The following is a 14,718-nucleotide window of genomic DNA, read 5'->3' on the forward strand; positions in this document are numbered from 1 at the left end:
CATGATACATGCAAAAATAAAAGAAGCGATTCAAACATACAGCGAAGAATTAACAGAGTTACGTCGAAAGCTGCATTCTGAACCCGAAGTATCGTGGGAGGAATTTAAAACTACTCAATTTGTCTCGGAGTACCTTGATCAATTAGGAATCACTTATAGGAAAACTGAACCGACTGGTGTGATTGCGGAAATTCAAGGGGGAAGACCGGGCAAAACGGTCGCTCTAAGAGGAGATATGGACGCATTGCAGGTTGAGGAATTAAACAAAGATCTACCCTATACGTCAAGAGAAGAAGGGAAAATGCATGCCTGTGGACACGACGCGCACACAGCTATGTTATTAATCGCAGCTAAAGCGCTAAATGAAGTAAAAGAAGAATTGCCAGGTAATGTACGGTTATTGTTCCAGCCTGCTGAAGAAGTAGCTGAAGGGGCGAAGGCGTTAGTGGCACAAGGTGCAATGGAAGGAGTGGATAACGTTTTTGGAATCCACATTTGGTCGCAGATGCCAACGCATAAAGTATCGTGTACCCCTGGACCATCCTTTGCATCAGCAGATTTATTTAAAGTTACCTTCAAGGGCAGAGGCGGGCATGGAGCCATGCCGCATGCATGTATTGACGCTGCCATTGTAGCTTCCTCCTTTGTCATGAATGTACAAACCGTAGTATCTAGAACCATTGATGCCCAGCATCCAGCCGTTCTTACAATTGGTAAAATGGTCGTCGGTACAAGGTTTAATGTAATAGCTGAAAATGCAGTAATAGAAGGAACAGTCCGCTGTTTCCACCCTGAAACGAGAGATTATATTGAAAAACAGCTTCAGCATTACGCTGACCAGGTAGCTGCGATTTACGGTGCGACTGCAAATGTGGAATATATTCGTGGAACCAAAGCGGTACTTAACGATGAATACAGTGCAAACCTAGTGCAAAAAGTTGCTGCAGAAGCATTTGGGGATCATGTGGTTTATAACGAAAAACCAACCATGGGCGGAGAAGACTTCAGTGAATACCTCGCCCATGCACCAGGCAGCTTCGCCCTCGTCGGCAGTGGCAATCCAGATAAAGACACAGAATGGGCCCATCACCACGGAAAATTCAACATCGACGAAGACGCCCTCGCAACAGGCGCAGAACTCTACGCCCAATATGCATGGGCATACCTAAATGAATAAAACGGTGTGCCTGTCACCTACCTAGGTGACAGGCACCACTCGTGGACACTGTCCGCCTCAGGCGGACAGTTGGAAATTAAGGTTTAAGTTACAAATAAAAATGGATACTGCCGTTGGCGGTATCCATTTTTGCTGCAACGCTTACTGTTGTGTTGTTTGCAGTTGTTGGATTCTGTTAAATACGATATTACATAAATGGTAGTTACAATACGCGTATACACAGAAAATAAACATGAAGGTAATCTTCCAAGTGAACAGGATTAATATCGTTAAGATAAGTAAGACAATAAGAGATAGTGTAACTAGTATATATCTGATTGAAAAGAATAAGGAGTTCTTGATTGCAGTCGTCCAATTAACATTGTAATTGGCAATGGTTGGAAAAATGAAAATGGTGATGAAAAGCATTACGATGCCAATTAAAGTTAAAACGGTTAAGAGTACATATTGGAAAGAGGCAAAGTTTTTCAATAACATAAAATTAAGGAAAAACAGCCCAGCGAAAACAATCCAGATAATCCCTAAGACAAAACTTTGTTTAAAGTTTTCTTTAAAGTATTGGAAAAAATTCCGAAAAACACTATAGTCTTTATGTAATACCCACTGGCGGATTACGCAGTACATTGCCACGGTTGCAGGGAAAATCGTAATAACCGGCAGGCAAAATAAAAGCCATAGGAGATTTAATTGGAAAAAGGCTGTGACAAATTCAAGTATTTTGAATAATTGTTTCATGTTAGAATCTCCATTATTCGTATTTGCTAGTAGTACTATTAAAATACCATACAACTTTTTAAAAAAGAAGTACAAGTTGTCTCTAAGGAGGACAGAATGACAATTAAAGCAATTTTCTTTGACTTAGATGATACATTACATGATCACCTATATCCATTTTCAAAAGCATTTAAAGATACATTTCCCCTTCTTTATGAATACATGGATGTTACGTCATTGTACAAAAAATTTAGGGACTTCAGTGATTTGCTATGGAAACAATATAGCAGCCGCCAGTTGACCTTAGAAGAAATGCGGATAGCTAGAATTGTGATGGCATTAGAATATTTTCAAAAGGGCATTACCAATGAACTAGCGAGTCGATTTCAAGCACAATATGAGTTAAATTCAGGCAGCCTCCAGTTATTTGCGGAGGTTCCGAAGCTAATAAACGAGATTAAAGCTCAAGGAAAACTTGTTGGAATCATTACAAATGGGCCAGTGCAACATCAGTTTAATAAAATAAATTCACTTGGCCTGACAAGTTTCGTTTCTAGAGATCGCATCTTTATTTCTGACGAGGTGGGAGTGGCAAAACCGAACAAACAAATATTTCAGCATGTAGCACAAAAAGTCAACATGATTCCGAGTGAGATGATATATATTGGCGACTCCTGGCCAAATGATGTGGTGGCACCGATGGAAGCAGGTTGGAAGGCGATTTGGTATAACCACCGAAAAAGGCTGCCAGATATCGGCCATAAACCGTTGGCAGAAATAAATCAACTTCTATCTATTATTGATATAGTAAAAGAAGAAAGTTAATACCATCCAAAAGGCAGCAAATCACTGTAATCGAAAAACGAATCTTATTAAAAAAACACACAAGTTGCGTGTGTTTTTTTAATTAATATAAAGTAGTGAAATCCTTAACAAAGTTCGAAAGCCGCTATTCTTGTATAATCAAATCCGTGCTTTTTACAGGAGCAGTGGAATTTCTTACGACCAGCTCAGGTTCATAAATAATAGACTGAGGATTATTGTCCTTTCCTTCTACAGCGGATACGATCCTCTTCGCTGCTTCAATCCCCATTTCCATTTTAGGGTGGGCAACGGATGTTAGTTTTACTTCAAAGGTCTCAGCTAAAAATGAGTCGTCATAACCGACAATTGAAACATCATCTGGGACACTTATTTGATAATTTCTTAATACATCTAGAACCATCAGAGCCAATTGGTCATTGTAACAAACAATTGCTGTCGGCTTATCATCTGATGAATAAAACTTGTTTAATTGATCCTTGACTTTTTCATTCATGTCCTCGGTTGAGTAGGAGATAACCATGTCTGGGAAGAACGTGATTCCGTGTTCACGGAATGCGCGGATGAAGCCCTGCATACGGTTAACTCCTTGAAGATCGTCGGTTTTAAATAAGCCAATAATTTTGCGATGCCCCAGTTTAATTAAATGTTCAGTAGCAATATAGCCTCCGTGTTCATCATTAACAACAATATGTGGAGGTGCTAACTGTGGATAAAACTGGTTAATCATTAAATACGGGATGTTACGCTGTTCCAGTTCTAGGTAGTAATGAATGTTAGGATTATAAACACTACTTTTTGTTGGTTCAACGATAAGACCATCGATATTTCTATTTAACATGGTTTGCAGGCATAGTTTTTCTTTTTCAATGTCGTTATCCGTACATGCAAACGTTAATGAATAACCCTGGTTTGATAGGTAGGATTCAATTCCTCTAATAATAGAAGGGAAAATATAGTCGGAAATATAGGTAGTTATGACTCCGATATTTTTGCCATTCGTTTGAGCTGGGAGAACAGTAGGCTCATTTTCTTCCTGTTTAAACGAACAAAAGGTTCCCGCTCCTTGTTCCCTATAAAGCCATCCCTCATGTACTAAGTCACCCACTGCTTGACGAACTGTATGCCTGCTCACACCGAACATTTTAACAAGTTCATTTTCTGAGTGAATTTTTTCACCAGGCTTAACCTTACCGCTGGTGATCCAATCTGTTATCTGTTCTTTCACCATATTGTACTTGGTTTTTTGCGCCATTGTATCACCGCTTTCTATATTACATATGAGTATACCCTTAAAATATTTGAGTAAGAATAAAAGAGATTTCGATGTTTTAATTATACACTAATTATTATACCTTAAAAACACGTACGTACATAAGTAAAAAATTTATTAAAACATGATTGACATGTACGAACAGGTATATTACTATTTTAATTGTAGGGAATACGCTTTCATAGTTTTAAAAAAAAGCTAGAAAAACGTAATTATAATGCCTGTTGTTTAGTGCAAAAGGTTACGGCGGTAGAAAATTCAGGAGGGATCTTTATGTAGTCGCCTTAACATGTACGTACAATGCACAAGCGTATTATTACAAACAACTATTATTTTATTAAATTATGGTTGCGTTTTCAAAGTTTTTACCAAATTGTTTTACTATTAAAATAGTTTTGGAGGGATTACCTTGTCGAAATCAACAAAAAAGCTAGGTTCATTGATTCTACTTACTATTATGATTATCGGTTCCATCCTTGCTGGTTGCTCTAATAGCTCAGAGACGTCAGGTAAAACGAAAGATGGAAAAACAGCTATTACATTTATGTTTAGAGGTCAGCCTCAAGAATTGAAAGCTTATGAAGCAACTGTAAAACGTTATGAAAAATCACATCCTGATGTGAAAGTGACATTGGTTCAAGTTGCTCCAGATCAATATGATACAAAGTTAAAAGCGGCAATTGCTGGTAAGAAGATTCCTGATGTATTCTTCTATAACCCAGCTCAAGTGAAAGCATATGTAAACTCTGGTGTATTAAAAGATATTACTGAGTATGTTGAAGGGTCAGAAAATGTAAACATCGAAGATATTTGGGAAAAAGGTGTTGCTAAGTATCGTTTCGACGGCGAAACTCTAGGACAAGGTGCAATTTATGGATTGCCAAAAGACTTAGGACCATTTGCATTAGGTTACAATAAAACAATGTTTGAAGAAGCAGGAATTCCACTTCCTGACAAAGATAAGCCTTATACTTTGGACGAATTCATTAATGTAGCACAACAATTGACAAAAGATAAAAACGGCGATGGAAAAAGTGATCAATTTGGTGCTGGATTTAACATTCAATGGGCATTACAGCCAATTGCTTGGAGTAATGGTGCAGACTGGATCGATGAAACTGGCACAAAGGTAACAATTGATACTCCTGAATTTGCTGAAGCAGTACAATGGTTTGCTGATCAACAAAATAAATACAAAATCACTCCTTCTATTGCAGAAGCACAAACACTTGATACTTACCAAAGATGGATGAAGGGCGAATTGGCTTTCTTCCCAGTTGGTCCTTGGGATATGGCAACATATGCAGAACAATTAAAGTTTGAATATGACTTAATTCCATGGCCTGCAGGTAAAACAGGTAAACCTGCTGCTTGGGTTGGTTCTCTAGGTATCGGTGTAGGAGCTACATCCAAGAATGCGGAAGCAGCAGCTGAGTTAGCATTATACCTATCTGCTGACCAAGAAGGTAACCAAGCGTTAGTAGATGCACAAGTTCAATTACCAAACAGCGTAACTGTTGCTGAACAATGGGCAGCGGACACTTCAATTAAGCCTGAAAACAAGCAAGAATTCTTAGATATTATTAACGATTACGGTCGTGGTTTCCCGGCTGAAAAAACGTACACAGCTGAATGGTATGATGAATTCTTCAAAAACATCCAGCCAGTTCTTGATGGTAAGATGACAGCTGAAGAATATGTTAAAGAAGCACAGCCTAAGATGCAAAAATTACTAGATGCAGCAATCCAACAAGAAAAACAAGCTAAGAAATAAGCAATTAACTGAACTTTGACACAGTGTAAATGGTGCTAGTTTTCTTAAAAACTACTAGCACCATTTATTCCTTTTATCTAAATTTTTTGGTGAAAAAGAAATTTAGAAAAAGGGAAATGTGTCATCATTATAGCTTTAGAAAGGGTGAGGGAAGATGAAAACGACATCCAAACTGTATCGCACAGAGCAAAGATATGCCTATTTATTTATTGCAGCACCTGTCATAGGATTCCTCATATTCGCAATGGTTCCGCTTATTTATTCCATTTACGGTGCATTTACAAACTGGGATGGTCTAGGGTCAATGGACTTTATCGGATTGGAAAACTTTATCAATGTATTCAAAGATGAGTACTTCTATAAGTCGATGTTTAACACGATTTATATGATGCTTGGTATTCCAATCGGTATTGTATTAGCGTTATTGCTTGCTTTGGCTTTAAATCGCGGGATTCCTGGAACCAATACATTTAGGGTTCTATATTATATTCCGGTTATCTCTTCTATCGCTGCAATATCTATTCTATGGCAATGGGCATATAACGGAGATTACGGATTAGTCAATCAGTTTTTAGCTATTTTTGGAGTTGAAGGTCCTAACTGGCTGCAAAATACTTCTACGGTAAAACCAGCATTGATCATCATGGCGGTGTGGAAGGGATTAGGATATACAATGCTGTTATACTTAGCTGCCCTTCAAAGTGTGCCGAAATCATTCTATGAAGCAGCAAAACTGGATGGTGCTAATGCCTTCAAATCATTTTGGCACATCACTCTTCCTATGGTAAAACCCGTTACCTTCTTTATTATCGTAACCAACATTATTGGCGGGGCTCAGATTTTCACTGAAATTAACGTAATGACTCCAACTGGTGGTCCTGAATATAGTTCGGCATCCGTGGTGTTTTATATTTGGCAAAAAGCATTTGGTAACTTCCAATTAGGTTATGCATCTGCAATGGCGTTAGTATTAGGACTTTTCATCTTCATTATTACTTTAATCCAATTTAAGATAAATGAGAAAAATTCCTTCGAACTGGATTAATAACCGTAAAGTAACAGAGTAATAGAGAGGAGCGTATAAAATGGAAGTTGCAGTTGCAAATAAAAAGTCAGTTAAAGCAGAACCTATGTCTGAAAAGAAGAAAAATAGAATTACCGACGCTGTGGTATTTATCTTCCTAAGCTTTGGAGCAATCTTCATGGTAGCACCATTGTTATGGATGTTCTCGACTTCAATCAAGACCCGGGAGGATGTTTTTGCATTGCCTCCGGTATGGATTCCAGACACGATTTCTTTTGCAAAGTATTCTGAGATTTGGTCTATGGGGCCGCTGCTTTCAGGTATTAGTAATAGCTTAATCGTCGCTGTGTCAGTAACAGTGATTGGTACATTCACCTCAAGTTTGGCAGCATTTGCATTCTCGAAGCTGCATTTTAATGGTAAAAATAAAATCTTCATGATGTTATTTGCATCGGTTATGATTCCTTATCCAGTGCTAATGATTCCGCAGTTCATCATGTTTTCTTCTGTAGGATGGGTTGATACATTACTGCCATTAATCATCCCAGGGTTTTTCGGAAACATTTTCATGATTTTCTTTTTACGTCAGTTTTTAACGAGTATTCCTAACTCAATCATTGAAGCTGCCAAGATTGATGGATGCTCATACTTCCAAATCTTTTACAAAATCATTTTTCCATTAATTAAACCTGCTGTAGCTGCACAGTTGATTCTATGGTTTATGGGGATTTGGAATGATTACCTTGGACCGATTCTTTATCTGAACTCACCTGAGAAGCAGACGCTTCAGCTTGTAATTGCAAACTTTAACGCTTCATATGCGATCCAAAGTGATTATCCGCTAATCATGGCCGCTTCGGTTGTTGCGTTATTACCAATGTTGATTGTTTTCATCGTCTTCCAAAAACAAATCATCGAATCAATCGCAATTTCAGGGGTAAAAGGTTAATACAACTAAATCAAATGCATGTGCATTTTTGGCTCAACAAATTAGAAGTTAATAGAGAAATAAAAAAGCACTTATCAGAATTTTTCGATGATAAGTGCTTTTTGTTTAAGGCTGTGTTAAATGGGTCTGTTGATTTGCGCTCCACTAAGGAAAGCTTCTTTGGAAAATCACCACAGGGACAGGCGCACTTTGCCTGTCACGAGGCACTTCGCTTTCCGCGGGCGGTCCGGGGAGCCTCCTCGGCGCTTTAGCGCCTGTGGGGTCTCCCCTGCCCCGTCCTCCCGCAGGAGTCTTCGTGCCTTCCGCGCAAATCAACAGAGTGCCAATATTAAAGTTGGCTTTAACACAGCCGTGTTTAAAAAATACTCACATACCTTGGAGTCAATCAATGAAACTTAAAACAAAGAAGTATTTAGCAGGAATCGTCATTTTAATCGTGTTAATCATAGGAGTAACGCTTTTGATGACTTTTGCTATGCCTAAAACAGGCAATTTGTCTGGCGTTACATTACCAGCGGCACCTGCTGACAAGCCGGTACAAAATATCAACAGTGATATCCTTTATAAGGAAAAGGATTGGACCACCAATTTTACTCATGATGCTTCAATCATTAAAGCAGATGGCTGGTATTATGCGTTTTCCACAGACTACATGGTAGGAGCCCCGCCAAAACCAGGAATCCAGATAAGAAAGTCGAAGGATTTAATTAAATGGGAGTTTGTTGGCCGTGTGTTTGAACAAGTATCTCAGGAGGCGTGGGAATGGACCAAAGGAACGACCTTTTGGGCTCCAGATGTGGTGAAATTGAATGATAAATATTATTTATATTACTCTGTATCCTCTGTTGGAAAAAGGAATTCGTATATTGGTGTGGCGGTAAGTGACAATATTGAGGGTCCTTGGAAAGACGAAGGTGCCGTATTTAAATCCCAAGAGGGGGATGAACACACGGTAAATGCGATCGATCCGGATATCGTATTGGATGAACATGGGCAGGCCTGGATGGTTTATGGCTCCTATTTTGGCGGAATTTTTATTACAAAAGTAGATTCTGCTACTGGAAAATTAGTCGATCCAAATGATGAGGGAACGTTAGTGGCGCAAAGGAAAAATATGAATTACGGCATAGAAGGACCTGAAATTATTTATAACGGTGATACCGGTTATTATTACTTAACTGTATCATATGAGTGGCTGGAGGATACATATAATGTCCGTACAGCTAGGTCGAAAAATATAACGGGACCATATGTGGACTATAATGGCAGTGAAATGATTGATACAACCGATGAATCCTTCAATACTGGGAACAAATTAGTAGGAGCGTATCGATTTGAAAATAGCGATGGCTGGCTGGGGACTGGTCATAATGCCTTGTTTGAGGAAAATGGGGAATATTATCTCACCCACAATGCCAGAGCTGGCGAAGATGTCTATTGGTCCCATTTGCATGTCAGGAAAATAGTTTGGACCGATGATGGCTGGCCGGTGGTTTCACCGGAAAGATATGCGGGTGAAGCAGAACAAGAAATAAACGAAGAAAACATTATTGGTAAATGGGAACAGATCCTTCTCCCAAGATATGATGATAGTTTACAAGTTTCTCAGAATTTACAACTCAAATCAAATGGGGAAATGGGAGAGGATGATAAGAGTCGTTGGGCACTAACGGGGGATAACACATTGGAACTCACGGTTTATGACCCTGGCAGAGCTCCTGATGATTACTGGAAGTACAAGTTGAAAGTGATTCCTGCTTGGGACTGGGAAAATTGGAACGGTACGCTTGTTTTCACTGGTATGGACCAAGAGGGGACGGTCCTGTGGGGTAAAAAGACGGTTGAAAAAAATAAATAAAATGGAGTGACATTACATGCTATCCACCAATCAAGTAAATGTGAATAGGAAACTAAAAGAATTTGATCTTAAGGATGTTCGTATTACAGGCGGTCCGCTAAAGCATGCAATGGAGTTAAATAAGGAATATCTATTAAAGCTAGAGCCTGATAGACTGCTTTCTAGATTCAGAGAGTATGCGGGACTTCAGCCAAAAGCGGCCAGTTATGAAGGTTGGGAAGTACAAGGGATTTCTGGACATACACTAGGACATTATCTATCAGCGGCAGCAATGATGGCAGCGGCAAACGATGATAGTGTGTTTAATCAAAGAGTGGATTATATTGTAGATGAACTCGAAGTTTGTCAAAAAGCGCATGGAACAGGATATATTTCTGGTATCCCACGTGGAAAAGAAATTTTTGAAGAAGTAAAAGCAGGAGATATCCGATCACAAGGTTTTGATTTGAATGGCGGCTGGGTGCCTCTATATTCCATTCATAAATTATTCGCTGGTCTGCGTGATGCCTTTAAGTTTGCGAATAACAATAAAGCTTTGCAGGTTGAAACAAAGCTTGGTTTATGGCTAAACGATGTGTTTGAGAACCTAAATGAACAACAGGTACAGGAAGTCTTGAAATGTGAATATGGCGGTATGTCAGAAGTACTTGTTGACCTTGCTGAAGACACGGGCGATGAGCGCTTTTGGAGGCTATCACAACTGTTTTATCACAAAGAACTATTAGATTCCCTAGCAGCTGAAAAAGATGTGTTAGCAGGAAGACATGCCAATACACAAATACCAAAGATAATTGGCGCTGCACGTCAATATGAAATTTCAAATAACGAATCCTACCGTCGTATTTCAGAATTCTTCTGGAAACAGGTTGTCCATCATCATTCATATGTAATCGGTGGAAACAGCATGAATGAACATTTTGGAGAACCAGACAAATTAACTGACCGGCTTGGGGCTAATACTTGTGAAACGTGTAACTCCTATAACATGTTAAAACTAACTAGACACCTTATTCAGTGGAATGGTCTTGCTGAGCAAGGAGATTTTTACGAGAGAGTTTTATATAATCATATTTTAGCGTCCCAGCACCCGCAAGAAGGCACTGTCACTTACTTTGTTTCCTTAGATATGGGCGGTCACAAAGTTTATAATTCTCAGTTTAATGATTTTACTTGTTGTGTTGGTACGGGAATGGAGAACCATTCTAGTTATGGCAGTGGAATCTATTTTTATAACGACCAATCTCTCGTGGTGAACCAATACATCCCATCCAAACTGAATTGGAGCGAGAAAGGAGTCATTGTTCATCAGGAAACTACGTATCCTGAAACAGGTTCAATAAAATTGGTAGTAGAGTCTACTGATTCAAACCAATTCTCCCTATCTGTCCGCTATCCATATTGGGCGGAAAAAGGTATGAATGTAAAAGTGAATGGTGAGCCGTACAACCACGATTCTAAACCTTCTAGTTTTATCACTATTGATCGTGTGTGGGAAAACGGTGATACAGTTGAATTAGATATACCTATGACAGTAAGAGTGGAAACGATGAACGATAACCCAAATCGAATAGCATTTATGAATGGACCACTTGTTCTAGCGGGTGATTTAGGGCCAATACAACAGGATAAGTCTGCAAAAGAGATATTATTTACACCAGTTTTAGTCACCAGTGAATCATCATTACTTAATCGCATCGTACCTGTCTCAGAAAATAATCATCATTTTGATATGAATGAGCTGGGCTATCCTCGAGATGTGAGATTGTTCCCATTCTATCAAATGCATGATCGTAGTACTTCTGTTTATTGGGACGTTTTTACCGAAGAAAAATGGAAAGAAGCAGAACTTTCTTATAAAGCTTCTGTCGAAAAAGAGCATGAACTAAAGCTTAGGACCGTTGATTTTGTTCAGCCTGGAGAAATGCAGCCGGAGCGTGATCATGAATTTGAAGGGGAGCATGTGGGCTATGGTGTCCAGTCCAATCGGAAATACCGAGATACATGGCCAAACGGGCACTTTTCTTTCGCTTTAAAGGTTCATTCCAACCAGCAGAACCATCTTTTTGTTATGTATACAAAAGAAATAGAGACGATGAATTCCTTTGCTATCACGATCGATGGAGTTGAATTGGAAAACGGTAAAGTGGAACTTGCCGAGTTGAACACGTTTGTACAAGTTAAATATGAGATTCCAAAGCAAACAACTGCTGGTAAGGAGCAAATAAAGGTGACTTTCCGTGCTCATGAAGGTCAAAAGGTACCTAAGGTATTTGGTATTCGTGTGGTAAAAGAATAGAAAAATAGTTAAAAGAGCAGGCAAAACTCACATGTATTTTCTGCTCTTTTAACTTGTACGCAAAAAGTTTTTAAATAAATAGTAAAATACCTTGAAAAAATATCGATAGGTGGTACAATCAACTTAAAGGTTATACGTACAAGTTTTGAAAACGGCTACAATATCATTAACTTGTAGGGTGAAATAGATAGTGTTTTGTCGAAAAATCATCTTTCTTGTACGGATGTCATACTTACTTATAAAGCAGCGTTTAATTTTAACCTGAGTGAGATACGAATGTAGTTATTACATTCTATTAAACTCAGAAAAATTTTATTGATTATGTAAACGTATTCTTTCTAAAAGGCAGGGTGAGAAAAATGGCTAAATATGCAATTGGTGTCGATTATGGAACACAGTCAGGAAGAGCCGTTTTAGTTGAGATTGGAACTGGTAAAGAGGTTGCAACGGCTGTAAAACCATACACACATGGAGTGATGGATGAGTTCTTGCCAGATGGAACCACTAAATTAGAACATGATTGGGCTTTACAGCATCCAACAGATTATTTAGAAGTTTTACAGATTACCATTCCGGAAGTATTAGATAAAGCACAAGTTTCCCCGGATGATGTCATCGGATTAGGAATCGACTTTACAGCTTGTACGGTCCTACCGGTTGATCAGACTGGGACTCCATTATGCTTGAAACCTGAATATAGTAAAAATCCACACAGCTTTGTGAAGCTTTGGAAGCATCATGCGGCACAAGACGAAGCAAACCGCTTGAATGAAATTGCTGAACAACGTGGTGAAAAGTTCTTACAACGCTACGGCGGAAAAATTTCTTCCGAGTGGATGATTCCGAAGGTATGGCAAATTCTTGATGAAGCACCTGAAATTTATGAAGCTGCAGATCAAATATTAGAAGCAACCGATTGGGTTATTTCTCAATTGACTGGTCAAGTAAAGCGCAACAGCTGTACGGCAGGTTATAAAGCAATGTGGCATAAGCAGGATGGCTACCCATCAAAAGAATTTTTTAAAGCGCTTGATCCTCGTTTAGAAAATGTTGTTGAGGATAAATTATCTACGGATATCGTTGCCATTGGCTCTAAAGCTGGAGAAATCACTGCTGAAGGTGCTAAGTTAACAAGATTGAACCCGGGTACTGCAGTTGCAGTTGCGAATGTGGATGCACACGTTGCTGTCCCAGCAGTAGGGATTACAGAACCTGGTAAACTATTGATGATTATGGGAACGTCTACATGTCATATTTTACTAGGTGAAGAGGAAAAGATTGTACCGGGAATGTGCGGTGTGGTTGAAGATGGAGTCATTCCAGGATATATGGGATACGAAGCTGGTCAATCATGCGTAGGTGACCATTTTGAATGGTTTACTGAAAACTGTGTACCGGCAAGTTACTATGAAGAAGCAAAAGAAAAAGGCGTAAATATCCACCAGTTATTAACGGACAAAGCAAGTAAGTTAAACGTTGGTGAAAGCGGTCTCCTCGCACTTGATTGGTGGAACGGCAATCGTTCAACACTTGTAGATGCTGATCTAACGGGAGTACTGCTAGGACAAACATTATTAACAAAACCAGAGGAAATCTATCGTGCGCTGATTGAAGCAACTGCATACGGTACACGAATGATCGTTGAAACCTTCCGTGATAATGGTGTTCCTGTTAATGAAGTGTATGCTGCAGGCGGAATTGCTGAGAAAAATGTAATGATGATGCAGATTTATGCAGACGTATTAAATATGAGTATTAAAATTTCTGCTTCTTCCCAAACACCAGCACTTGGTTCTGCAATGTTTGGTGCTGTTGCAGCAGGTAAAGAACGCGGCGGCTATGACAGCATTACTGAAGCAGCCAAGGATATGGGCAGAGTCAAAGATTATGTATACCAGCCAAATGCAGAAAATAAGGCGGTCTATGATCAGCTTTATACAGAATATGCCCGCCTATACGATTATTTTGGACGCGGCGAAAATAACGTGATGAAAACATTGAAAAAAATTAAGAGTGCAAGCTCCTTAGAAAGAACGGAGGAGACAGTATGCTAGAACGACTAAAAAAAGAGGTTTTGGAAGCTAATTTACAGCTTCCAAAACATAACTTGGTTACTTTTACTTGGGGAAATGTAAGTGGGATTGATCGTGAACAAAACCTTGTTGTCATCAAGCCAAGCGGTGTTCCTTATGATGAGCTTAGTATTGAGGACTTGGTAGTAGTAGATTTGGAAGGCAGGATTGTCGAAGGAAATCTGCGCCCTTCATCAGATACACCAACACATCTTGCACTCTACCGTGCTTTTCCAACAATTGGCGGAGTGGTCCATACCCATTCGCCATGGGCAACGAGCTGGGCACAAGCAGGTCGTCCGATTCCTGCACTTGGAACTACACATGCTGACTACTATTATGGAGAGATTCCTTGTACACGTGAGATGACTCAGGATGAAATTGATCGTGCCTATGAACTTGAAACAGGAAATGTAATTATTGAAACGTTTGAAAAACAAGGATTAGACCCTGTGGCAATGCCAGGAGTCCTAGTGTTTAACCATGCACCGTTCTGTTGGGGTAAAAACGCCAATCAGGCAGTACACAATGCCGTTGTGCTAGAAGAAGTAGCGAAAATGGCGCTGCATACCTTCCAGCTTAATCCTAACGTAAACCCAATTCAACAATTCTTGTTGGATAAGCATTACCTGCGAAAGCATGGGAAAAACGCATATTATGGTCAAACAAAACAAATAACCAAGCAAACGCTTTAATGGTTGTCTTATAGATTAACTTATCAACATATGTTATTTGGACATTGAAGAAAACTAACTACTT

At 39.2% G+C, this 14,718-nt stretch carries 11 protein-coding genes; 9 read left to right on the forward strand and 2 right to left on the reverse strand.

Annotation, left to right across the window (positions count from 1 at the left end; all coding sequences use genetic code 11):
- Position 1 precedes the first annotated feature (1 nt).
- On the forward strand, positions 2-1,177 hold the full coding sequence (locus F4694_RS28570; RefSeq protein ID WP_179603319.1) for an amidohydrolase: 1,176 nt from the start codon (positions 2-4) through the stop codon (positions 1,175-1,177).
- Between the two features lie 141 nt (positions 1,178-1,318).
- On the opposite strand, the gene F4694_RS28575 is transcribed toward F4694_RS28570, so the two are convergent.
- A complete protein-coding gene (locus F4694_RS28575) occupies positions 1,319-1,912 on the reverse strand; it encodes a DUF624 domain-containing protein (RefSeq protein ID WP_179603320.1) in 594 nt (197 codons plus the stop codon).
- 96 nt (positions 1,913-2,008) lie between these two features.
- Between F4694_RS28575 and F4694_RS28580 the strand changes: the two genes are divergently transcribed.
- Positions 2,009-2,716, forward strand: coding sequence for an HAD family hydrolase (locus F4694_RS28580; RefSeq protein WP_179603321.1), 708 nt, complete (start codon positions 2,009-2,011; stop codon positions 2,714-2,716).
- 124 nt (positions 2,717-2,840) lie between these two features.
- On the opposite strand, the gene F4694_RS28585 is transcribed toward F4694_RS28580, so the two are convergent.
- Positions 2,841-3,968 carry a GntR family transcriptional regulator gene (locus tag F4694_RS28585; protein ID WP_179603322.1) on the reverse strand — a complete coding sequence of 376 codons (1,128 nt, stop codon included), beginning with the start codon at positions 3,966-3,968 and terminating at the stop codon, positions 2,841-2,843.
- A 475-nt stretch (positions 3,969-4,443) separates the two neighbouring features.
- Here F4694_RS28585 and F4694_RS28590 point away from each other — a divergent pair, with 475 nt between their 5' ends.
- The 7 genes from F4694_RS28590 (at position 4,444) to araD (ending at position 14,654) form a co-directional block, all read left to right on the forward strand.
- A complete protein-coding gene (locus F4694_RS28590) occupies positions 4,444-5,760 on the forward strand; it encodes an ABC transporter substrate-binding protein (RefSeq protein WP_179603348.1) in 1,317 nt (438 codons plus the stop codon).
- Positions 5,761-5,914: 154 nt separating this feature from the next.
- Positions 5,915-6,805, forward strand: coding sequence for a carbohydrate ABC transporter permease (locus F4694_RS28595; RefSeq protein ID WP_179603323.1), 891 nt, complete (start codon positions 5,915-5,917; stop codon positions 6,803-6,805).
- A gap of 85 nt (positions 6,806-6,890) precedes the next feature.
- Positions 6,891-7,733: a carbohydrate ABC transporter permease gene (locus F4694_RS28600; RefSeq protein ID WP_179603349.1), complete on the forward strand. Its 843-nt coding sequence runs from the start codon at positions 6,891-6,893 to the stop codon at positions 7,731-7,733.
- A gap of 388 nt (positions 7,734-8,121) precedes the next feature.
- The gene (locus tag F4694_RS28605; RefSeq protein WP_179603324.1) at positions 8,122-9,591 is read left to right on the forward strand and encodes an arabinan endo-1,5-alpha-L-arabinosidase; all 1,470 of its coding nucleotides are present in this window, start codon (positions 8,122-8,124) and stop codon (positions 9,589-9,591) included.
- A gap of 16 nt (positions 9,592-9,607) precedes the next feature.
- The gene (locus F4694_RS28610) at positions 9,608-11,887 is read left to right on the forward strand and encodes a glycoside hydrolase family 127 protein (protein ID WP_179603325.1); all 2,280 of its coding nucleotides are present in this window, start codon (positions 9,608-9,610) and stop codon (positions 11,885-11,887) included.
- A 359-nt stretch (positions 11,888-12,246) separates the two neighbouring features.
- A complete protein-coding gene (gene araB / locus F4694_RS28615) occupies positions 12,247-13,941 on the forward strand; it encodes a ribulokinase (protein WP_179603326.1) in 1,695 nt (564 codons plus the stop codon).
- Complete coding sequence (araD, locus tag F4694_RS28620) at positions 13,935-14,654, forward strand: L-ribulose-5-phosphate 4-epimerase (RefSeq protein ID WP_179603327.1); 720 nt, start codon at positions 13,935-13,937, stop codon at positions 14,652-14,654. The genes araB and araD overlap by 7 nt, the downstream gene beginning before the upstream one ends.
- Positions 14,655-14,718: the final 64 nt, after the last annotated feature.

Source organism: Neobacillus driksii (assembly GCF_013409995.1).
GTDB lineage: Bacteria > Bacillota > Bacilli > Bacillales > Cytobacillaceae > Neobacillus > Neobacillus driksii.

Excerpts from the sequence above, each read along its gene's own strand:
- F4694_RS28570 (WP_179603319.1), top strand. The coding sequence starts at position 2 with ATGATACATGCAAAAATAAAAGAAGCGATTCAAACATACAGCGAAGAA.
- F4694_RS28575 (WP_179603320.1), bottom strand. The coding sequence starts at position 1,912 with ATGAAACAATTATTCAAAATACTTGAATTTGTCACAGCCTTTTTCCAA.
- F4694_RS28580 (WP_179603321.1), top strand. The coding sequence starts at position 2,009 with ATGACAATTAAAGCAATTTTCTTTGACTTAGATGATACATTACATGAT.
- F4694_RS28585 (WP_179603322.1), bottom strand. The coding sequence starts at position 3,968 with ATGGCGCAAAAAACCAAGTACAATATGGTGAAAGAACAGATAACAGAT.
- F4694_RS28590 (WP_179603348.1), top strand. The coding sequence starts at position 4,444 with ATGATTATCGGTTCCATCCTTGCTGGTTGCTCTAATAGCTCAGAGACG.
- F4694_RS28595 (WP_179603323.1), top strand. The coding sequence starts at position 5,915 with ATGAAAACGACATCCAAACTGTATCGCACAGAGCAAAGATATGCCTAT.
- F4694_RS28600 (WP_179603349.1), top strand. The coding sequence starts at position 6,891 with ATGTCTGAAAAGAAGAAAAATAGAATTACCGACGCTGTGGTATTTATC.
- F4694_RS28605 (WP_179603324.1), top strand. The coding sequence starts at position 8,122 with ATGAAACTTAAAACAAAGAAGTATTTAGCAGGAATCGTCATTTTAATC.
- F4694_RS28610 (WP_179603325.1), top strand. The coding sequence starts at position 9,608 with ATGCTATCCACCAATCAAGTAAATGTGAATAGGAAACTAAAAGAATTT.
- araB (WP_179603326.1), top strand. The coding sequence starts at position 12,247 with ATGGCTAAATATGCAATTGGTGTCGATTATGGAACACAGTCAGGAAGA.
- araD (WP_179603327.1), top strand. The coding sequence starts at position 13,935 with ATGCTAGAACGACTAAAAAAAGAGGTTTTGGAAGCTAATTTACAGCTT.